The sequence below is a fragment of the Nonomuraea candida genome (genome assembly GCF_000725485.1).
GTDB lineage: Bacteria > Actinomycetota > Actinomycetes > Streptosporangiales > Streptosporangiaceae > Nonomuraea > Nonomuraea candida.
Window position 1 is genome coordinate 87,690 of the sequence record NZ_JOAG01000013.1, and the last position, 20,807, is coordinate 108,496.

18 protein-coding genes are annotated in these 20,807 nt (G+C 72.9%); 7 read left to right on the forward strand and 11 right to left on the reverse strand.

All coding sequences use genetic code 11. The features are described 5' to 3' along the window. Positions 1-65: 65 nt before the first annotated feature. From IO39_RS13935 to IO39_RS13945, 3 genes are all read right to left on the reverse strand, one after another. On the reverse strand, positions 66-1,889 hold the full coding sequence (locus IO39_RS13935) for an ABC transporter ATP-binding protein (protein ID WP_084772827.1): 1,824 nt from the start codon (positions 1,887-1,889) through the stop codon (positions 66-68). Between the two features lie 102 nt (positions 1,890-1,991). Then, positions 1,992-2,762 (reverse strand): glucose 1-dehydrogenase, encoded by a 771-nt coding sequence (locus IO39_RS13940; protein ID WP_043621591.1) that lies wholly within the window; start codon positions 2,760-2,762, stop codon positions 1,992-1,994. Between the two features lie 208 nt (positions 2,763-2,970). Continuing rightward, positions 2,971-3,810, reverse strand: coding sequence for a helix-turn-helix transcriptional regulator (locus tag IO39_RS13945; RefSeq protein ID WP_043621594.1), 840 nt, complete (start codon positions 3,808-3,810; stop codon positions 2,971-2,973). A 214-nt stretch (positions 3,811-4,024) separates the two neighbouring features. Here IO39_RS13945 and IO39_RS13950 point away from each other — a divergent pair, with 214 nt between their 5' ends. Beyond that, positions 4,025-5,119 (forward strand): hypothetical protein, encoded by a 1,095-nt coding sequence (locus tag IO39_RS13950; protein WP_052422862.1) that lies wholly within the window; start codon positions 4,025-4,027, stop codon positions 5,117-5,119. 82 nt (positions 5,120-5,201) lie between these two features. Here IO39_RS13950 and IO39_RS13955 read toward each other — a convergent pair whose 3' ends face one another. From IO39_RS13955 to IO39_RS13965, 4 genes are all read right to left on the reverse strand, one after another. After that, positions 5,202-6,518: a hemolysin family protein gene (locus IO39_RS13955; RefSeq protein WP_043621597.1), complete on the reverse strand. Its 1,317-nt coding sequence runs from the start codon at positions 6,516-6,518 to the stop codon at positions 5,202-5,204. A 322-nt stretch (positions 6,519-6,840) separates the two neighbouring features. After that, positions 6,841-7,002, reverse strand: a complete 162-nt coding sequence (locus IO39_RS54345; RefSeq protein WP_157548301.1) for a hypothetical protein — start codon at positions 7,000-7,002, stop codon at positions 6,841-6,843. Between the two features lie 107 nt (positions 7,003-7,109). Continuing rightward, positions 7,110-7,943: an SAM-dependent methyltransferase gene (locus IO39_RS13960; RefSeq protein ID WP_211267005.1), complete on the reverse strand. Its 834-nt coding sequence runs from the start codon at positions 7,941-7,943 to the stop codon at positions 7,110-7,112. Positions 7,944-8,022: 79 nt separating this feature from the next. Next, on the reverse strand, positions 8,023-8,685 hold the full coding sequence (locus IO39_RS13965; protein WP_043621608.1) for a class I SAM-dependent methyltransferase: 663 nt from the start codon (positions 8,683-8,685) through the stop codon (positions 8,023-8,025). A gap of 100 nt (positions 8,686-8,785) precedes the next feature. On the opposite strand from IO39_RS13965, the gene IO39_RS13970 reads away from it, so the two are divergent. Then, the gene (locus IO39_RS13970; RefSeq protein ID WP_043621611.1) at positions 8,786-9,442 is read left to right on the forward strand and encodes a TetR/AcrR family transcriptional regulator; all 657 of its coding nucleotides are present in this window, start codon (positions 8,786-8,788) and stop codon (positions 9,440-9,442) included. 37 nt (positions 9,443-9,479) lie between these two features. Then, positions 9,480-11,207 carry a serine/threonine protein kinase gene (locus IO39_RS50605; RefSeq protein ID WP_052422863.1) on the forward strand — a complete coding sequence of 576 codons (1,728 nt, stop codon included), beginning with the start codon at positions 9,480-9,482 and terminating at the stop codon, positions 11,205-11,207. A 125-nt stretch (positions 11,208-11,332) separates the two neighbouring features. Here IO39_RS50605 and IO39_RS54350 read toward each other — a convergent pair whose 3' ends face one another. Further along, a complete protein-coding gene (locus IO39_RS54350) occupies positions 11,333-11,491 on the reverse strand; it encodes a hypothetical protein (protein ID WP_157548303.1) in 159 nt (52 codons plus the stop codon). A 117-nt stretch (positions 11,492-11,608) separates the two neighbouring features. Here IO39_RS54350 and IO39_RS13980 point away from each other — a divergent pair, with 117 nt between their 5' ends. Together IO39_RS13980 and IO39_RS13985 are read left to right on the forward strand one after the other, a co-directional pair. Further along, a complete protein-coding gene (locus IO39_RS13980) occupies positions 11,609-12,073 on the forward strand; it encodes an RrF2 family transcriptional regulator (RefSeq protein WP_211267013.1) in 465 nt (154 codons plus the stop codon). Between the two features lie 172 nt (positions 12,074-12,245). Continuing rightward, entirely contained in the window at positions 12,246-13,448 is a 1,203-nt protein-coding gene (locus IO39_RS13985) for an MFS transporter (protein WP_052422864.1), read from the forward strand. A gap of 107 nt (positions 13,449-13,555) precedes the next feature. On the opposite strand, the gene IO39_RS13990 is transcribed toward IO39_RS13985, so the two are convergent. Together IO39_RS13990 and IO39_RS50610 are read right to left on the reverse strand one after the other, a co-directional pair. Next, positions 13,556-14,464, reverse strand: a complete 909-nt coding sequence (locus IO39_RS13990; RefSeq protein ID WP_043621616.1) for an MBL fold metallo-hydrolase — start codon at positions 14,462-14,464, stop codon at positions 13,556-13,558. 103 nt (positions 14,465-14,567) lie between these two features. Beyond that, entirely contained in the window at positions 14,568-16,232 is a 1,665-nt protein-coding gene (locus IO39_RS50610; RefSeq protein WP_157548305.1) for an OmpA family protein, read from the reverse strand. A gap of 195 nt (positions 16,233-16,427) precedes the next feature. Here IO39_RS50610 and IO39_RS14000 point away from each other — a divergent pair, with 195 nt between their 5' ends. Then, on the forward strand, positions 16,428-17,678 hold the full coding sequence (locus IO39_RS14000; protein WP_245641959.1) for an FxsB family cyclophane-forming radical SAM/SPASM peptide maturase: 1,251 nt from the start codon (positions 16,428-16,430) through the stop codon (positions 17,676-17,678). Between the two features lie 4 nt (positions 17,679-17,682). Here the strand turns inward: IO39_RS14000 and fxsT are convergent, their stop codons facing one another. Next, positions 17,683-20,154 carry an FxSxx-COOH system tetratricopeptide repeat protein gene (gene fxsT, locus IO39_RS14005; protein ID WP_043621619.1) on the reverse strand — a complete coding sequence of 824 codons (2,472 nt, stop codon included), beginning with the start codon at positions 20,152-20,154 and terminating at the stop codon, positions 17,683-17,685. A 344-nt stretch (positions 20,155-20,498) separates the two neighbouring features. Between fxsT and IO39_RS54355 the strand changes: the two genes are divergently transcribed. Further along, positions 20,499-20,690: an FxSxx-COOH-like cyclophane-containing RiPP peptide gene (locus IO39_RS54355; RefSeq protein WP_157548307.1), complete on the forward strand. Its 192-nt coding sequence runs from the start codon at positions 20,499-20,501 to the stop codon at positions 20,688-20,690. Positions 20,691-20,807: the final 117 nt, after the last annotated feature.

The window sequence follows — 20,807 nt, forward strand, 5'->3', positions numbered from 1 at the left end:
CCCGTCCTTCGCCAGTGCCCCCGGCGGGGCCCGGCAAACCCGGCGTCCGGGCGGGCCGGGGGTGGTCAGCGGTGAAGCGCGCCGGAGGTGTCGTCGTCGGCCAGGAAGCCGCCGGACTGGTGGTGCCAGAGCCGCGCGTACGGCCCTTCGGCCCGCAGCAGCTCGCCGTGGGTGCCCTGTTCCACGACGCGCCCCCGGTTGAGCACGACCAGCCGGTCCATCCGGACGACGGTGCTCAGCCGGTGGGCGACCACGAGCGCGGTGCGGTCCTGCATCAGGTGCCACAGGGCCTCCTGCACGAGCAGCTCGCTCTCGGAGTCGAGGGCGCTGGTCGCCTCGTCGAGCAGCAGGATCGGCGCGTCGCGCAGGATGGCCCTGGCCAGGGCGAGCCGCTGGCGCTGGCCGCCGGAGAGCTTGATGCCGCGCTCGCCGACCAGGGTGTCGAACCCGTCCGGCAGCGTTTCGGCGAACTCCGTGACGTGCGCCGCCCGCGCCGCCCGCAGGACCTCGGCCTCGGTGGCGTCCGGGCGGGCGAAGGCGATGTTGTCGCGGATCGACCGGTGGAACATGGCCGGCTCCTGCGGCACGTACGCGATGAGGCTGCGCAGGTCGGCCTGGCGCAAGCGGGTGATGTCCTGGCCGCCGATCAGGATGCGGCCGCCGTCGACGTCCATGAGACGCAGCAGCAGGCGGGTGAGCGTGCTCTTGCCGCCGCCCGACCGGCCGACCAGCCCGATCTTGGCGCCGCTGGGGAAGTCGAGGTCGAGGCCGTCGAAGAGCGGCGCATCGGCGTCGTAGCCGAAGCGCACCCGCTCGAAGCGCACGCTCGCGTCCTTCGGGCGCAGCGGCTGCGGGTCGGGCGGGTCGAGCACGGTCGGCGGCGCGAGGAGCAGCTCGGTGAACTGGGCGGCCTCGGTCAGCACGCTCTCGACGCGGCGGTAGATCTGGTTGAACTCGAACATGATGCTGATCGTGTTCGTGTAGTAGGTGAAGGTCACCACGATCGCCTCCACGCCCAGGCCGCCGCGCAGCGCCACGGCGAGGAGCAGGCCGACGGCGCTGGTGAGGACCGAGAGCGGGGCGACGACGGTGTCCACCCGGAGGTTGCTGTAGTCCCAGGAGCGCAGCGACAGCCGTTGCTGCTCGGCGAGCCTGGCCCGGTGCTCGGCGGCCTCACGCTCTTCGGCGGCGAACGCGCGCACCGTCTCCATGTTGGCCAGCACGTCGGCGACGTGGCCCGACACGCGGACCTTCGCGGCCTCGCGCTCGTCCACCAGCCTCTGCCTGCGGCGGATGAGCGGGGCGACGAGGAAGCCGGTGACGAGGATGAGCCCCACCAGCACGAGGACCAGCAGCGGGTGGTAATTCCAGAGCACCACCGAGGCGAAGATCAGCGGCACCAGCTTCGCCATGATCGAGAAGGCGAGCGTGTCGACGAAGTCCTCGAACCGGGCGGAGAAGCCGAGCACCCGCTTGGTCAGCGCCCCGGCGAAGTTGTCGTGGAAGAACGCCGCGTCCTTGACCAGCAGCTCGTCCATGCCGACCACGCCGAGCCGCTCGATGCCCCGGGCGTCGGTGCGGTTGAGGAAGTGCAGGCCCAACCGCCACAGCGTCTCGCCGGCCAGCAGCAGCCCGCCGAAGCCGAGCACGTACGGCAGCAGGGCGGGCAGCGAGCCGTCGCCCCCGCCCGCCAGGTGGCCCACGACCCCGGCCACCGCCAGCGGGGCCAGGTAGAACAGGCAGACGTTGCCCAGCGCCGGCAGGACCAGCGTGGGGACGGCGACCGGCCACTGCCGCCTCAGCTCGCCGCCGTAGAAGCGCAGGGCCAGCAGGATCGCGGGTTTGCGGGCGGCGGGCTTGCCCGCGGAGATCTCCTGTGATGCGAGCACGGCCGTCCGCCCTCCCCGAGTCCGACATCGCCGTGGTCATGCTGCCGCAGGTCGCGGGGGACGGCGACTGGTTTTTCGCCGCCCCCCCGGCCCGCGGGGGTGTCACAGCGACAGGCCGGAGGCCGTGGACACCAGGCCGCCGTCGATGATCAGGTCCTGCCCGTTGACGTACGACGCCTCCCCGGAGGCCAGGAAGGCGACCGCGGCGGCGACGTCCTCGGAGGTGCCCAGCCGCCCGGCGGGCACGGCGGCCACGACGGCGGCGCCTTCCTCCTCGGAGACGGCGGCGTGGTACATCGGGGTCTCGATGTAGCCGGGGCTGACGGAGTTGACCCTGATCCTCCGGGGCGCCAGGTCGGCCGCGAAGGTGTGCGCCAGATTGTGCACCGCGGCCTTGGTCGCCGCGTACACCGAGGAGCCGGGCAGGCCCCGGTGCAGCGTCCACGACGCGTTGATCACGATCGCCGCGCCCTCCGGCATCAGGGGCAGGCTCTTCTGGATCGTGAAGAACACGCCCTTGAGGTTGATCCGCACGACGCGGTCGAAGTCGTCCTCGGTGACGTCGCCGCCGTGCCCGAACGAGGCCACCCCCGCGTTGGCGAACACCACGTCCAGCCGGCCGCGCCACTCCTTGATCGCGGCCATCAACGCGTCGAGGTCGGCGAGGTCGGCCGCGTCGCCGCGGACCGGGAGGAGCCGGTCGCCGCCGCCCAGCTCCTCGGTGGCCGCCTTCAGCCGGAGCTCGTCGCGTCCGGTGAGGACCACGTGCGCGCCCTCGTCGAGCAGCCTGCGCGCGGCCGCCAGGCCCATGCCGCTGGTGCCGCCCGTGATGAGGGCGACCTTGTCGTCGAAACGGGAAATCGTCTTCGTCATGTGAGCCAGACTGCCGTCCGGTCCCCGGGGCGAACAGTGCGTGCCCAACCTGGGTCCGGCACCACCACCTTCGGGCCCGGGCCCTGGTCGCGGGCCCGGGGCGGCCGGTTCAGGGTTCGGACGCGAGCCCGCGGCGGCCGGTTCAGGGTTCGGACGCGAGCCCGGGGCGGCCGGTTCAGGGTTCGGACGCGAGCCCGGGGCGGCCGGTTCAGGCTTCGGACGCGAGCCCGCGGCGGGACAGCCGCTCCTCGGTGCCGGGCAGCGGGTTGTACAGCTCCAGGTACCAGTCCGGATGATCGGTCACCGTCAGCGTCGTCATGTCGAAGAACAGCTCACCGGCCACCGGGTGGCGCACCGCCTTGACCGCCTGGGCGGGCACGCCCACCTCGTGGCGCGCCCACAACTCGGCGAACTCGGGGCTCACGGCGGCGAGGGAGTCCACCAGCCGGCCGAACTCCGGGTCGCCGGGGGCGTGCGCCGCGTCGGCGCGGAAGGCGGCGACCACGGACGGCGCGACCGAGGCCCATTCGACGTGCATGTCCCGGTAGCGGGCGTTGGTGAAGAACGAGACCAGGCAGTTGTGGTCGCCGTCGCCGTAGCCGAACACCTCGCGGGTCGCGTCGTTGATCGCCAGCAGGTTCCAGTAGCGGTCGCGCAGGATCGCCGGGCGCGGCAGCCACGCCTCCAGCAGGCGGCGCAGCTCCGGGCCCACCGCCGCGTCGGGCCGCCCGCCGGCGCGCGGCGGGTTGAGGCCGGCCAGCACGTAGAGGTGGGCGCGCTCGGGCTCGGACAGGCGCAGCGCCCGGCCGATCGCGTCGAGCACCTCCGCCGAGACGTTGATGTCGCGGCCCTGTTCGAGCCAGGTGTACCAGGACACGCCGACCCCGGCCAGCACGGCCACCTCCTCGCGCCGCAGCCCCGGCGTGCGCCGCCGGCCCGCCGCGGGCATGCCGACGTCTTCCGGGGTGAGCCGCGCCCGGCACGCGCGCAGGAAGTCGCGCAACTGCTCGCGGCGCCGCAGCCGCGCCTCGGGGGTCTCGCTGGTCATACGCCACGGTATCCCGGTACGACGCCCGCCCCGGCACGGGCCGCCATCCCCCTACGACGCCCACCCCGGCACGGGCGCCGGCCGACGGAGTTATGCCGCATCGGGCGGCAAACACGCTGATCAGAGACGTGCGACAACGGCAAACCCGCTCCGCGCCGGCGATGGATCAAGCATTCTAAGGACGGCCCGCATCCCCCCGCCTGAAGGAGTCCTCGTGACTCGGTATGCGATCGACCGAGCCCGCAACGTGCTCATCGCTCATTGGGGCACCGGCATCGGCGACACCGCCACCACCGTGGCCGACCTGCCGAGCCCGCTCCCGTACCACGGCGTGCTGCGCCTGGCCGACTGCCTCGGCAAGCTGTCCAGAGCCTGCTGGCGCTGCTACACCCATCCGGCCGGCGCCGCCGACCGGCACGGGCCCGGCAGCATCGGCTGGCACCGGCAGCGGGAGCGCGACGCGTTCGCCTTCGTGCCCGCGATGCTGGCCCCCGCCGAGCGGGGCGGCGACGAGCCGGCCACCAAGGTCGAGGCCGCGGCCCACGCGGTCGGGCGGGCGCTGCGCGACGTCGGCTCGACCCGGCTCACCGCGTACGTCACGACCGACGTCACCGCCGAGCTGGCCGCCATCGAGCAGGCCGAGCGCGGCGACCTCACCGAGCGCGCCCAGCAGGCCGTCACCCTCACCCGCGAGGACGCCTCGCCGCTGCAGATCTCCCAGGCCGACCTGCTGCTGCGCCACGACCCCTTCGACGCGGAGGCGATCGTCACGCAGATCGATCCCACCGCCGCCGCCATCGCCGCCGCGCACTGGCTGTACGCGGCCGTCGCGGTCACCGCCCGGCACACCGGGACGCATCCCGTGCAGGTGGTCGTGGCCTCCGACCGGCGGGCCAAGCCCCTGGCCACCGAGAGCCTCACCGACGTGGTCGCGGCCATCGGCGCGGGCGGCCGGCCGCGCCAGGTGGTCATGACCCTGATCCGCAATGCCCTGCACATCGCCGAGGGACACCTGCACGGCATCAGCGACGCCCGCCACCGCATCACCGCGGCCGAGCAGCTCATCGAGCAGGCCCACACCGACCACCCCGGCCTGGACCTCGGCCCCGACACCGTCCACCTCCCCCTCACCTGCCTCGACCCCGCCCGCCCCGCCCCCGACCTGCTGGAGAACCTGCTGCACGGCATCCGGAGCTGCCGGCGGCTCTACGAGCGGCACGCGGGGCGCGGGGCCGGCGACCCGCCGCACGGCGCGTTCCTGGCGGCCGTGCGCCGCGAGGCCGCGGTGCGCGGCGGGCACCTCCTGTGACGGACGGCGGGCACCTCCTGTGACGGCGTCAGGAGGTGAGCCGGTCGGCCTCCGGCGCGTCCGGCTCGTCCCCCGGGCGGCGTTATGAGGTGAGCCGGTCGGCCTCGGGCGCGTCCGGCTCGTCCGCGGCGGCGGCCCGGGTGAGGCGGACCTCGGTGATGGCGTGCCGGTCGACCGCCGCCACGCGCAGCCGCCAGCCGCCCGTGGTGACGCTCTCGCCCGGCCCGGTCGGCACGTGGCCGAGCAGGGTCAGGACGAGGCCGGCCACGGTGGTGTAGTCGCCGTCGGGCCGCTCCTCCAGCCGGACGTCGAGGTCGGGCAGGTCGTGCACGGGGAACGTGCCGGGCAGCAGCAGGCTGCCGTCGGCCTCCCTGGCCACGGCCAGGACGTCGCGGTCGGTCTCGTCGTAGATCTCGCCGACCACCTCCTCCAGCAGGTCTTCGAGGGTGACGATGCCGTCGACGGAGCCGCGTTCGTCGATGACCAGGGCGAACTGCTGGCGGTCGGCCTTGAAGCGGCGCAGCGCGTCGGAGACGAGCAGGCTGTCGGGCAGCAGCAGGGGCGGCCTGGCCACGTCGGCCGCCGTGACGGCGCTCTCGTCGGTGAGCAGGTCGCGCAGGTTCACGATGCCGGCGACGTCGTCCAGGCCACGGCCGCGTACGACGGGGGCGCGCGAGTGGCCCGAGCCGGCCAGCAGGCGGCGGGCCTCCTCGACCGGGGCGGCGGCGTCCAGCGTGAACACCTGGCGGCGGGAGACGAGCACCTCGCGCAGCACGCGTTCGGTGATCTCGACGGCGCCGGAGATGATCAGGCGCTGCTCGGCGGTGAAGCCGCGGTGGCCGGCGACCATGTCCCGGATCTCCTCGGGGCTGATCTCCTCGCGGTGCTGGTCGGGGTCGCCGCCCATCAGCCGTACGGCCAGGTCGGTGGACTTGGCCAGCGCCCACACCACGGGACGCGACAGCGTGGCGACCAGGCTGAGCGGCCGGGCCACGAGCAGGGCCCACGTCTCGGCGCGCTGCATGGCCACCCGCTTGGGCGCCAGCTCGCCGAAGACCAGGGTGAGGAAGGTCAGCACGATCGTCACCAGCACGATCGCCACGGCGTCGGCGGCGCCGCCGAGGAAGCCCAGCAGCGGCACCAGCGGCTGGGCCAGGGTGACCGCCGCGGTGGCCGAGGCCAGGAAGCCGGACAGGGTGATGACGAGCTGGATGGTGGCCAGGAACTGGTTGGGGTCGCGGGCCAGCCGTACCAGCAGCTTCCCGCCCTGGCCGCGCTGTTCGAGCCTGCGTAGCTGTCCCTCGCGCAGCGAGATCAGCGCGAGCTCACTGCCCGCGAAGATCGCGTTGAGGATGACCAGGACCACGACGAGGGCGAGCTGAAACCAATAGCCGTCCACGGCAGAAGGGCTCCTTGAAGGGGTGATCCGGCAGATCGCCGGTGAAAGGGGTTGTCAGCCGACCGGCACGAAAGGGCCGGCGCCGACGATGGAGAGAAACCCGCTTCCGGTACGGGGAAAGCGGAGCCTGGTGCGGAGCTCACCGGCCGGAGCCGGGACGGCAGCGCTCGTGGAAGAAGGTACGCCGGGCCGATGCCCGGCCTGGTACTGCACTCCTCCACGGAAGAGTCGCCACTCCGTTCTTCACTCGCTCAACAGCACAGGTCAGTACGGATAACGGCGCGAAAACCACCAAAGTTCCCAGCCCGGGAGGAAAACCCCATCACAGCCGGCCCGAGGTGGAGAGGGTGATCAGCACGAAGGCGGCCGCCCCGAGGGCCACGGAGGCCAGGAGCACCAGGAACAGCCCGACGACGACCAGCACCCGGCGCCACCGCCCGGAACCCCCCGATGGCGGCATGTCCCGCCCCGCCCGTCGCGTCACATCTCCGACGGTAACAACCCGTGACCGCCTCGCCACACTCGGCCCCGGCCACGCTACTCACCGACCACCGCTCGGCCCGGCACCCCCGCCGGGTCGGATGTACGGCCTCAGGGTTTGCGGGCCACTCCGCCCGCCGTGCAGATCGCGCCCAGGCCCAGGGGCCGCTTGACCGGCTGCTCCGGCCGCCACTCCGGCACGTGCACGATGCCCGGCTCGACCGGCTCCAGGCCGTCGAAGAAGCGCACGATCTCGTCCATGTCCCTGGCCCGGCCGGTGCCCAGCATCGCCAGCAGCACCCCCTCCAGCGCCCGCACCTCGGGCGCGCACGAGCAGAAGTGCGTGAGCTGCATGTAGCTGCCCGGGGCCAGCCGCTCCTTGTAGGTGTCCACCAGCTCCGCCGGGCCCTCGTCATCGCCCAGGTGGTGCACCACGGCCAGCAGCAGCAGCCCGATCGGCCGCGAGAAGTCCAGGAAGCCCGCGACCTTCGGATGGTTGAAGATCACCTCGGGCTCGCGCAGGTCGGCGGTGATGACCCGGGTGTTGTCGTTGGTCTGCAGCAACGCGCGGGCGTGGGCGAGCACGATGGGGTCGTTGTCGACGTACACGACCCGGGCGTCCGGGTTGATGCGCTGGGCGACGGAGTGCGTGTTGTCCATCGTGGGCAGGCCGGAGCCGATGTCGAGGAACTGGTCGATGCCCTGCTCCGTCATGAACTTCACGCCGCGGAACAACATCGCCCGGTTGTGCCGCGCGCCCTCGCCGTTGTCGGGGAAGTGCTTCATCCCCTCCGCAGCGATGGCCCGGTCGACCGCGAAGTTGTCCTTGCCGCCCAGGAACGCGTCGTACACGCGGGCGATGCTGGGTTTGCTCGTGTCGATCTCCGGAGGCAGATAGTCCGGATCCTGATGCGTCCAGGTCACGTTCGGGAGCCCCTCGCCCATGGTCACCTTCCACCGCGGTCCGCTGATCGACAGGGAATGTGGTCGGGAGCATAACGAGCACGGGGCGAAAACACATGTTTCACATGAAACTTTCATCGGCGACCGGCAGGCGGGCGCGGCCGAGCAGGTGGGCGAAGGGTGGCATCAGCGGCTGCGGCGAGAAGGCGAACCGGTCCGCCTCCTCCACCGCGAACCCCGCCCGCCGGATCTCGGCCAGCGTGTCCCGGTTGGGCCGGCACCCGCCGGCCAGCCGCGTCCACAACGGCGTGACGGCGTCCTCCAGCAGGCCGATCACGGCGCGCTCCGACCGGACGTGCTCGTAGAAGCGCAGCTCCCCGCCCGGCTTCAGCACCCGCGCCACCTCGGCCAGCGCCGCCGCCGGTGCGGGCACGCTGCACAACACGAGCGACACCACGGCGGCGTCGAACGTCCCCGCCTCGCCCGGCAGCGCGCCCGCGTGCCCGGCCACCACGGAGACCGGCACGGGGGCCGAGCGGGCCGCGGCGACGGCCAGGCCGCGCAGGGTGTGCTCCGGCTCGACGGCGACGACCTCGGTGACGGTCGCGGGGTAGTGGGGGAAGTTGCGCCCGTTGCCCGCGCCGACCTCGATCACCCGCCCGCGCAATCCGGCCAGGAGCCGTACGCGGTGCTCACGGGCGCCGCGCCGGTCACCGATGACGGAGAAGTCAGCGTATTTGCGGGCGAAGCCCGGCCGCTGGAAGGCGGAAAGGTCGTCGGACATGTGGATCACCTCATCTTCAGCATGTCCGACAGCCCTCCGGATCTTGCGGCCCGCTGATCACCTCTTCTAAGTTAGGGGGCGTAACTAAGGGGGTCAGTCGATGCGGACCGGCGGGCGCACGGCCACGTTCACCCTCCGCGACGTGATCGCGGCCGGGGTCAGGATCGGCCTGGCCGAGCTGAGCATGCAGCGCGTCGCCGACGCGCTCGGCGTCACGACCGCGGCGATCTACCGGCACGTGCCCAGCCGCTCCGACCTGGAGCGCCTCGTCGGCGAGGCGATCCTGGAGGAGCTGCACCTGGTCGACGACCCCTCCGAGCCGGCCGTCGCCCACCTGGTCAGCTTCGCCGGGCAACTGCGCCGCTTCACGCTCGAACGCCCGGGAACGGCCGAATACCTGCTGCGGCTCTTCCCCCGCGGGCCGTCGGGCGTCCGGCTGCTCGAACACCAGGTCATGGCCCTGGGCAGGCGCGGCTACGACCCGGCCGCCGCCACCGCGCTCTCCTCCGCGATCGCCACCCTGGCCATCGGGGCGACCGTGGCCGACCAGGCCCGCGCGGCCCTGCACGGCTCGCGCGCCGCCGAGCAGGCCGTCGCGGCGATGGCCGGGTCCGAGCTGCTGCGGCAGGCCATGGCCGGCATCCCCCCGCACACTCCGGAGGACTTCTTCGTGTTCATGCTCACCGCGGCCGCCGAAGGGCTGGTCGCCCAGCTCCCGCCGGGCAGGCCGCTCTTCGATCTGAGGACGGCGTCCTGACCGCCCCGCGGCACGGCGACGCTCCCGAGGAGGCCCGGTGCCGGAACTGCTGACCCTGCTCCCCGAGGACCCGGAGACCGTGGGGCCGTACCGTCTGCAGGGGCGGCTCGGCACGGGCGGACAGGGCACGGTGTACGCGGGCCGCGCCCCCGACGGGGTGCTCGTCGCGGTCAAGCTGCTGCACCCGCACCTCGTCGCCGACGAGGAGGCGCGGGTGCGCTTCCTGCGCGAGGTCAGGACCGCCAAGCGGGTCGCGCCGTTCTGCACGGCGCAGATGCTCGACTCGGGTTTCGTCGGCGCGCGGCCGTACATCGTCAGCGAGTACGTGGACGGGCCCTCCCTCCAGCAGTCCGTACGCGAGAGCGGCGCCCGCGGCCCGGCGGCGCTGCACCGGCTGGCGATCAACACCGCGACGGCGCTGGCGGCGATCCACGCGGCCGGGGTGGTGCACCGGGACTTCAAGCCGGGCAACGTGCTGCTCGGCCCCGACGGGCCCGTGGTGATCGACTTCGGCATCGCCAAGGCGCTGGACCTGAGCCAGTCGCTGGTCAGCAGCCAGCCGATCGGCAGCCCCGCGTACATGGCGCCGGAGCAGATCGCGGACGGCGAGGTGGGGCCGCCCGCCGACCTGTTCGCCTGGGCCGCCACCATGTACTACGCGGCCACGGGGCGGCGGGCCTTCCCCGGCGAGACGATCCCCGCCACGCTGCACGCCGTCTTACGGGGCGAGCCCGACCTGAGCCGGTTCGAGGAGCGGTTCCGCGGGCTGCTGCGGGAGTGCCTGTCGAAGGACCCGGCCCCGCGCCCCACCGCCGCGCAGGTGGTCGAACGCCTGCGCGCCCTGCCCACCCCGGCCTGGCACGACACCCCGCCGCTCCCCACCCCGGGCTGGCACGACACCCCGCCGCTCCCCACCCCGGGCTGGCACGACACCCCGCCACTTCCCACCCCGGACGGGCACGGCTACCCGCCGTGCCCCGTTCCGCCGCTCTCCGTTCCGGGCGGGCAGGACAGCCTGCCGACTCCCGTTTCCGTGCGGCAGGACACCACGGCGGGGCACGATCCCGGCCGGCGCGAGCGTGGGGGCCGGCGGGCGATCATCGCCGTCTCGTCGGCGGCGGCCCTGGCCGTCACCGCCGGCCTCGTGCTCTACGCCCTGTCGCCCGCCACCGCCCAGCGGCAGGCCGCGGCGCCGACACCGGCCGCCTCGGTCCCGCCCCTGGCCTCGCCGCCCGCCGGCACCCCGGAGCCCAGCCCCACCGAGCTGCCGGCCACGATGACCCCGGGCGAGGCGAACGACCTCGCTCCCCCCACCAGGACCGGGACCGGGACCAGGGCTCCCCGCAGGTCCGCGACCCCGGCCTCAGCCTCGGCCTCGGCCCCGGCCCGGGACGCGGCCGCGAAAGACTCCACCGCGCCGCACTCACCCCGGTCCACGCCCAAGCCGACCCGGCGCCCGGCCTCGCCGTCGTCTTCCGCCAGGTCCTCCCCCAGCAGGACCCCGGCCGCCAAGAAGACCTCCAGCAGGCCGGCGCCCGAGCCCTCCACCGGCACGGTCTCCTGGACCGACGCCAGCGCGTACTGCAAGGCGCAGGGGGACACCAACTCGTTCGCCGCGGGCTGGGACAACATGCGCTGCCTGGGGAGCGGCACGACGATCACGCCGTCGATGCTGTGCCAGTGGAAATATCCGTCCTACAGCCAGGCCGTGGCCGAGCCCCCGGCCCACTCGTGGATGCCCTCGACCAACTGCAACCTGTCCTAACCGAGCCCAGCCCGTCCTGGCGAGACTCGTTGCTCCGGTCGGCGGGCTCTGGAGGCGCGCCGACCGGAACGATCGGGCGGCCTTCGCGATCGCTGCGCGAAGGCCGCCGTCACCTTCCCGCGCGGTCAGATCGACAGCGCGGAACCGCCGGCCTGCGACAGGCCGGACCTGAGCTGGTTGGCCCGGTCGCGGACGTCCTGCGGCACGTCCTGGCGCTCGGCGGTCTGCTGAAGGAAGTCCGTGATCGAGCGGACCACGTTCTGGACATTGTCGTTCTGAGCCATGTTTGACCCCCCACTTCGACTACTTACAGTTATGTACTGTAACCCGAGGGTTGCCACAGATCCGGCAGGGCACACCGGCATACTCAAACAGGGACGTGTAACATCCCGATTGTGCAGATGGGTGAAGGAGTCGAGTGGGGGTTGCACTGCTGTGTGACCCTGGGCTGGCTGAAGGACGAGGGACCGGTGTCGATCCGCAAGCTGGCGGCCTGGTTCGACCTGCCGCAGGAATATCTCAAGAAGCGGCTCCAGGCGCTGACCAGGGCCGGCGTCCTCAGCTCCGTCCCCGGCGTCAAGGGCGGCTTCTCGCTGGCCAGGCCGCCCGAGCAGATCACGATCATGGACGTGGTGACCGCGCTGGAGGGGCCGGCGGAGGCGTTCCGCTGCGAGGAGATCCGGCAGCGCGGCGTGGGGGCCGAGGGCGGGCGGTTCCGCCGCCCCTGCGGGATCTCCATCGCGATGCGACGTGCGGAGCTGGCCTGGCGGCGCGAGCTGGCCGGGCAGACGATCGCCGACCTCATGGCCGGCGCGCCCGAGTCCGCCGCACGCACCCGCCGCAACTACGCCCGCATGCCCGGCTGACCCCTCGCACCGGCACTCGCCCGCACGGGAACCGGCCGGGGCAGCGCGAACCCGCCACGCCGCTCGCGCGGGCTGCGGCCGGGCACCGCCCGCGCACCCTTCACGCCGCCCCGCGCGGGCCGCGGCCGAGTGCCGCGAACCCCCTTACGGCACGATCAGGACAGGAACAAGGATGTCTCGTATCCCGGTTAGGACGCTGGTCCTGGGGCTCGGCACGTTCGCCGTCGGCACCGACGCGTACGTGGTGGCCGGGTTCCTGCCGGCGATGGCCCGGTCGCTGGAGGTCTCCGAGAGCACCGCCGGGCAGTCGGCCACGGTGTTCGCCGTGGCCTACGCGCTGCTGTCGCCCGTGCTGGCCACGGTCGCCGCGCGGGTGCCGCGCCGTACCCTGCTGACCGTCGCACTCGTCGTGCTCGCGCTGGCCAACCTGGGCTCGGCGCTCGCGCCCGGCTACGGGGTGCTGATGGTCACCCGGGTGGTGGCCGCCGCCGGGGCCGCCGCCTTCACCCCGAACGCCGGCGCCGTGGCCGCGTCGCTGGCCGCGCCCGAGCAGCGGGCCCGCGCGCTGGCCGTCGTGGTCGGCGGGCTCACGGTGGCGACCGCGCTGGGCGTGCCGCTGGGCAACCTGGCCGATCGGCTGCTCGACTGGCGTACGGCGCTCGGGCTGGTCGCCGCGCTCTGCGCGCTCTGCGCCGCCGGCGTGTGGGCCGTCATGCCCCCGCTGCCGGGCGGCCCCAGCGTCCCCTTGCGGGCGCGGCTCGCCGCCCTGCGCCATCCCGGCGTCCTGGCCGTGCTCCCGCTGACCCTGGGCGGCATGATGGCCGGCTACGGCCTGTACGCCTACGCCGTCCCGCTCCTGCACGCCCTCGGCGCCGCGCCGGAGTCGGAGATGTGGCTGCTGTTCCTGTACGGCGTCGGCGCCGTCGCCGGCAACGTCGTGGCGGGCGGCGCCGCCGACCGGTACGGCCCGGTCCGGGTGCTGGCCGTGGGATTCACGGCGCTCTCCTTCACGATGGCCGCCTTCACCGTGGCCACCGGCGCCGGGCTGCGCTGGTTGCCGCTGACGGCGCTGCTCATGGTGGCCTGGGGGGCGAGCACCTGGTTCCAGACCCCGGCCCAGCAACTGCGGCTGATCTCCGCCGCGCCGCAGGAGACCGCCGTGGTGGTGGGGCTGAACGGCTCGGTGCTCTACCTCGGCATCGCCCTGGGCACGGCGCTCGGCGGGCTGCTCCTGCCCGTGGGCCCGCCGGTCGCGCTCGGCGTGAGCGCGGCGCTGGCCGCCGGCTGCCTGCTCTACCTGACCGCCACGCGCAAGGCTGGCGAACGGCCCCGGACGACGGCCGGCCACCCGCTCGACGCCCCGCCCCATGACTGACGCCCCGGGCCGGACCTCACGGCCGGAACAGCGTGAGGGTCGGAGCAGCGTCGGGGCCGGAGCAGCGTCGGGGCCGGAGCAGCGTCGGGGTCAGAGCAGCGTCGGGGTCAGAGCAGCGTCGGGAGCGGGCCGCCGTTCCAGGTCATCGCGTCACCGAAGGCGGCGATCAGGTTCACCTCGCCCCCGGACGCGTCGGCGTACGCCCGGTGCAGGTTGAGCACCAGCCGCTCGGCGTCCGCCCACCCCGCGAACTCCCCCAGGTCGGCCTCCCGCGCGGCCTCCAGCGGCCCGAGCCCCTTCTCGCGCCCCATGCGCGCGGTGTCGAGCACGAACCGGTAGTACCGCTCGTGGACGGCCAGCACCGCCGGCAGGCCGGCCGCCGAGGCGAGCGGCCCGTGCCCCGGCACGACGTGCTCGGGCGCGAAGCCCGCCAGCCAGTCCAGCGAGCGCAGCGCCCCTTCGACCGACCCCATCAGCAACATCGGCGTGAGCCCGTTGAACAGCAGGTCGCCGGTGAACAGCACCCGCTCCTCCGGCAGCCACGCCACCACGTCGCCGCGGGTGTGCGCGGCGTGCCCCGGGTGCCGCAGCTCGATCCGCCGCCCGCCGAGGTGCACGGTCAGCTCCGCCGTGAACACCGCCGACGGCGGCCTGCGCGTCACGTTCCCCCAGTCGGGCACCGGCGTCCACACCGGCGGGCAGGCGTCGATGTACGGGTCGGCCAGCAGCGCTTCCCGCATCGCCGCGTGCCCGAAGATCACCGTCTCCGCCGGGAGCAGGCTGTTGCCGTAAGCGTGGTCCCCGTGCTGGTGGGTGTTGACCGCCATCCGCACCGGCGCGCCGCCCGTCGCCCCGGCCACCGCGTCCAGGAAACGGCGCGTGCGCCCCTCGGTGGCGCACGTGTCGACGACGAACACGCCGTCGTCGCCCGCCACGGCCCCGGAGTTGTTCAGCCACCAGGTGCCGTCCGGCTGCAGCCAGGCGTAGATCCCCGTGACGATCTCACGCAGTTCCATCGATCCCCTCCATCCTCCGCGCTTGGCGACATCGTCTCCCCGCCCACCGCCGCTCCCGCAACCGGACCGGCGGCAGCCCGTGCCGGGCCTCGCGCGGGCGGGATCACCGCGCCGCGAGCACGGGCACGTCCTTCACCTTCGCGTACTCCTGCGTCTGGTCCCTGACCTCGAGCGTCACCGTCTTCACGGCGTCGGCGGGCGCCGGGTAGTAGACGAACACCCGCTGCGTGCCGCCGGCGTTGATCCCCGTGATCGCGTTCTCGGCGAAGAACGACTCGTTGCCGCGCACCGGGTAGTACCGCGCCTTGCGCTCCTCGTCCACCACCGTGAACAGCCCGTACGCCGAGTGGGTCACCCATTCGTGCTTGAGCGCCCCGCTGAACGGCTGCGGCGCGGGCACCACGAACGTGTCCTCGTTCAGGTTGTGCACCTCGAAGCTGCCCACCAGGTAGGCGCCGTCCCGGTAGAACGGGTGCACGTCCACCTTCAGCTCGCCCCGCGTGAACGACCCGGCCACCGGCCCCAGGTCGTCGCGGAACCCCGCGGGCGGGCCCACGCCGCCGCGCACGTCATCGGCCGGCGCGGCGACCTCGGCGCCGCCGGGCTTGGACTCCTTGACCTTGTACGAGATCTCCACCCGGCGGTTGCGCGCCCGTCCCTCCGGGTTGTCGCCGCCCTCCGGGCGCTCGTTCCTGGCGATGGGCTCGCTCTCGCCCTTGCCGGCGACCTGGTAGGCGTACTCGGTGCCGAGCTCCCCCGCCAGATGCTCGCGCACGGCCCGCGCCCGCTTCTCCGACAGCGTCAGGTTGTAGGAGTCCGAGCCCTTGCTGTCGGTGTGTCCCTCGATGGTGATCGGCGGCTTGGCCGGGTCGGCGCGCCGCCTGGTCTCCCGCGCCACCTCGTCGAGCACGCCGGCCGCCCTGGCGGACAACGTGGCCTTGTCGAAGGCGAACAGCACGTCCGTGCGCAGCGCCACCGTCTCGTCCTCGCCGTCCCGGGTGGTCGAGCGCCGCTCGGTCTCGACGAACTCCTCCAGGTCCTCGACCTGGGACCAGATCTTCCCCGCGGGCGGGACGACCGGCCACTGGAACTCCTGTCCCGGCGCCGCCTCGCCGTCGGCCCTCGGCTTCGCGACCGGCTCGGCGCCGCCGTCGGTGACGGGGATGCCGGTCATCTCGGCCAGCCCGTCGGTGCCGATCACCGTCACCTTCTCCACCTCGGGCGGCAGGGGCGGGAAGTACACCTCGACCGGATAGCGCGTGCCCTTGCGCCAGGTCTCGGAGTCTCCCGCGGAGGTGACGCTCCGCGTGCCGAACGCCTTGCCGTTCCCGTCGTTCTCCCGCAGGGTCGAGTAGAGCTTCTTGCCGACCGGGTCGAGCAGCCAGAACTCGGCGAAGTGGTCGGGCAGCAGGCCATGACCGAAGTGCGGGCCCTGGAAGGCGCCGAAGTCGTTGCTCATCTCCATCCTGAGCGTGGTCAGCGCGGGATGCCGTTCGACGGCCTGGACCGTCACGTCCATCACGGTCCCGGGATAGACGACGCCCCTCCTGGAGAAGCCCCCGGCCTGGACCTCCGCCGACGCCGCACTGCTCGGAGCCGTGCTGCTCGGGGCCGGGCCGCTCGGGGCCGTGCTGCTCGGGGCCGTGCTGCTCGGGGCCGGGTCGGCGGTGCCGGGCCGGTCCTGCGCCGGCGGCTCGGGGGGATCGCCCGAGCAGGCCGTGAGCACCACGACGGAGACGAGTAAGCAGGCGGGTCTTATCGGCCTCATGCCGGAAACCTCCCGAGTCGCTCTGGCGGCTCCGGTCATGCTAATGAGCCACCCCCTGGCTGATCAGCCGAACGGCCTCATCCGCCGGTGCCGTCACCAGCCCCGAGTTTGGTGATCTCGTATCCCGGGCATCCCCGATGCCGCCGAGACCTGGCATTGTGCCGCGCTCGAATCTCGCCTCGGGAGCTGATCAGCGTGGGAACCAACGCCGAGCGCGGGATCGTGCGGGGCGAAGCGGAATGGCCGGCCGATCTCGACGTCGGCAAGCTGCTGGAGTCGGGGTGGCGGCCGACGCCGTTCCGGCAGTTCATCCTCAAGCTGCACAGCCGCTGCAACCTGGCCTGCGACTACTGCTACGTCTACGAGATGGCCGACCAGGGCTGGCGCGACCAGCCGCGCCGCATGTCCAAGCAGACGATCGACCGGGTCGCCGGGCGCATCGCCGAGCACGCCGGCGCGCACGGCCTGACGCGGGTCGAGATCGTCCTGCACGGCGGCGAGCCGCTGCTCGCGGGGGTCGAGCACCTGCGTTACTCCGTCCACCGGCTGCGGGCCGCGCTCGGCGCGGGCGTCACGGCGTCGTTCACCGTCCAGACGAACGGGGTGCTGCTCAACGAGGCGTTCCTGCGGCTGTTCGCCGAGCTGGACGTGCGGGTGGGCGTCAGCCTGGACGGCGACGAGGAGGGGCACGACCGCCACCGCCGCAGGGCGCAGGGCGCCGGCACGTACAAGGAGGTGCGGGCGGGCCTGGAACGGCTGACGACCCCCGCCTACCGGCACCTGTTCAACGGCCTGTTATGCACGCTCGACCTGGCGGGCGACCCGGTGGGCACGTACGAGGCGCTGCTGGAGTTCGACCCGCCGATGGTGGACTTCCTGCTCCCGCACGGCAACTGGGACACCCCGCCGCCCGGCTGGACCGTGACCGGCACCCCCTACGGCGACTGGCTCGTCGCCGTCTTCGACCGCTGGTACCACGCGCCGGTGCGCGAGACGCAGGTGCGGCTGTTCGGCGAGATCATGCGCCTGCTCCTCGGCCGGCCCTCGCGCAGCGAGGCGGTCGGCCTGTCGCCGGTCGCGATCGTCGTGGTGGAGGCCAACGGCAGCATCGAGCAGGTCGACACGCTCAAGTCGGCGTACGACGGGGCCACGGTCACCCTGCTGCACGTCCTGCGCGACTCGTTCGACACGGCGTTGTTCCTGCCGTCCGTCGCGGCCCGGCAGGTCGGCGAGCAGGCGTTGTCGGAGCGCTGCTCCGCGTGCGAGATCGCGCGCGTCTGCGGCGGCGGGCTCTATCCGCACCGCTACCGCTCCGGCACGGGCTTTCGCAACCCCTCGGTCTACGGCCGCGATCTGTACCGGCTGATCACGCACATCGGGCAGGTCATGGCCGGCGACCTGGCGGCCCTGAAGGTCGCCGCCCGCCGGGCCACGCCTCCCGGATGAGCGATCAGATCGGCGGCGGGTCGAAGTCGAGGTCGAGATGGCGCCCCTCGGCCGCCGCGACGGCGTCGGGGTGTTCCAGGCCCAGCGTCTCGTCGTAGCGCCGCATCGTGTCGTCGAACAGTTGCTTGGCCTCCTCGCTCCGCCCGGCCGCGGCCAGGTCGGCGGCCAGGTTGGCGGCGGCGGCCAGGCTGCCGGGATGGTGCTCGCCGAGGAGCCGGCGCAGCCGCTGGACGCAGTCCTCCTCCAGCTCGCAGGCCGCCTCCAGCTCGCCCATGGCCGCGAGGTCGCTGCCGAGGTTGACGGCGACGGTCAGCACGTAGTGGTGGTCGCGCCCGAACCTGCCCTCCAGGCCGGCGATGGCCTTCCTGTTGAGCACGCTGGCCGCCTGCGGATTGCCGCGCACGCGCAGCAGCAGCGCCACGTTGCTGCTGCAGCCGTGGATGTAGGGGTGGTCGGCGGCGTAGATCCGGGCGTAGCGGCCCATGGTGTCCTCGGCGAGGGTGTACGCCTCCTCCGCGTGACCGTTGGCCCGCAGCGCGTTGGCCAGGCAGATGGCCGCGGCCAGCGTGCCGGGGTGGTTGAGCCCGTAGATGCGCACGTAACGGCCGTGCACCTCGCGCGCCGTCTCCAGGCCCTCGTCCCTGGCGCCCGACCGCAGCAGCGCGATGGCCAGGTCTTTCTGCACGATGAGGACGCGCGGATGGTCGACGCCGAGTTGCTGGCGCCCGTAGCCGAGCGCGTCGCCGCCCACGTCGCACGCCTCGGCGTAGTCGCCGCACTGCCGCACCGCGCGGCTCAGGCTGGCCCACAGGTTGAGGAAGGTGCCCCGGCTGACCGAGCCCTCGACGAGCTGCGCCGTTTTGTACGCCTCCAGCGCCAGCGCCTGCGAGCCGCGGTAGTCGCTGGTGAGGCCGTAGTCGAGCGCCAGGTTGTTGATCGCCCGCAACGTCTGCGGGTCCTCGGAGCCGAGCACCGCCCGGTGCAGCTCGACCGACTCCTGGTCGTGCTCCTTGGCGTCCAGGAAGCGGCCGCGGCCGCGCAGGTCGGCCCCGATGCCGTTGAGCAGGATCAGGGTCTCGCGGTGGTCGGGCCCCATCACCTCGCGCATCGAGGCCAGCGTCGTCGTGTTGAGCTGGTAGGCGTCGTCGTAGCGGCCGAACTCGCGGTGCATGTCACCCTGCACGCGCTTCATGCGCAGCACGTCGGGGTGCGTCGCCCCGGAGGACCGGCTCCACGCGTCGATGAACAGCTCGGCGTACGTGGTCACCGCGCCGTAGTCGCCGGAGGCGATGAGGTAGCTCATGATCGTGTGCGCGAAGGCGCGGACGTCGGACCGGGTGCTCTGCGCCACCTCCGCCGGCCGCACGTGGGCCAGCAGGGTCTGGTAGTGCGACCAGTTCTGGGGGTTGTCGGGGGCGGTCGGGGACGCGCCGACGAGCAGGGAGTGCACCTCCGAGCGGATCTCCTCCTGCGTCTCCTGCGGCAGCTCCTCGCGCAGCAGCGCCTGGATGAGGCGGTGGACCTGGAGCGTGCGGTCGTCGAGGTCGATGCGCACCAGCGCGTAGCGCGCCAGCGTGGCGATGGCCCTGCTCAGCCGGATGGGGGTCTTCAGCAGCTCGGCCAGCTCGGGCCGCACCGGCCCCTTGACCGGCCGGAAGACGTCGCGCGGGATGGGCTCGGGGCCGAAGAACGCGCAGCAGCGCAGCAGCTCCATCGCGCCCGGCAGGTGCTCCTTGAGCTTGGTGACCGACAGCTCCCAGGCCCTGGTCATCGACCACGGATATTCCCTGGGCTTGCCCTCCTTCAGCAGGGTCGAGGCGCCCTGCTCGAACAGGGCGAGGTAGTCGCGCGCCGACATGCCGGTCTCGACCTGGAGGGCGGCGGCCTGCTCCAGCGCCAGCGGCAGGTCGCCGAGCACCTCGGCGAGCTGGTCGGCCTCCTTGTCGGTGACCGACGGCACGCGCTTGGCGAGGAACTCCTTGCTCTCCTTGCGCGTGAACACGTCGACGGGGATCGTCTCGTAGACGCTCGCCCAGCGGTGGTTGCGCGAGGTGACCAGGACGTCGCCCGGGCCCGGCGGGATGAGCTCGCTGAAGTCCTCGGGCTCGTCGGCGTTGTCGAAGATCAGCAGCCACCGGTCGTAGGGCTCGCCCCTGCGCAGGGCCTCCAGCACGCCGTTCGCGGCGTCCTCGATGCCGGCCGTCGTGGCGTCGGGCACGCCGAGCTTGGGCGCGAGCTGCGCCAGGGTGGCGCGGACCAGGCCGGGCTGGTCGGCGGGGATCCACCAGACGACGTCGTAGCTGTCGCGGAAGCGGTAGGCGAACTCGATGGCCATCTGGGTCTTGCCGACGCCGCCCAGGCCGTGCAGGGTGTGCGGCACCACGGCCTTGACGTGGTCTTTGACGCCGGTGCGCAGCTTGTCGAGCAGCTCTTTTCGCCCGGTGAAGTTCTTGTTGCGCGGCGGGATCTTCCACACTGTCGGGAATTCGCGCGGCGTCTGCTCTGTGGCGGACGGTTGTGAAACCATCTCGCGTTTCGCCTCCCGTCCACTCGACTCGTTTTCGTTGAACGCGGGGATTGCGACGGCAATGGCATGGGGAAGAAAGAATGACAAGCGCCATCCTAACGGTCCACCCGACCGCGAAGAAGCGTCTCCATTTCGGTCCGGCCGCTCACTGGTCTTCGATGGCGCCGAAAACGGAGCACGACGAGGCGGATGGGCGCGGCCGGATGAAGATCGCCGGATGCGCGGCTCCGGAAAGAGTCCCGATCCTCCCGGGGGCGGCGCCGCCGCCGGGCCACTGCCACGAGGGAGCGTTCATGCGATCGCAGTTTTCCCCCCGACAGAGCGGATTGCTCGACGTGCCCGCTCTGACCTCCGCCGACCTGCGTGATCTCGACGACTCCGCGCTCGGTCACCTCCTGCGCGAGTCGCTCGCGCCGGGCCGCGAGCAGGAGGTGGTCTTCGCGGGCTTCGACAACAGCACTCCCCCGTTCCGCGAGGAGAGCTGACCGCACCGGGAAGTCCGGCGCCCGCCTGATTCTCGGCGGGCGCCCTCCCTTTTTCGGCGGCCCGCAATATCCGCCTGCCACTGAGCGCTCATATCGAGTTGCGGTACCTTGAGAATT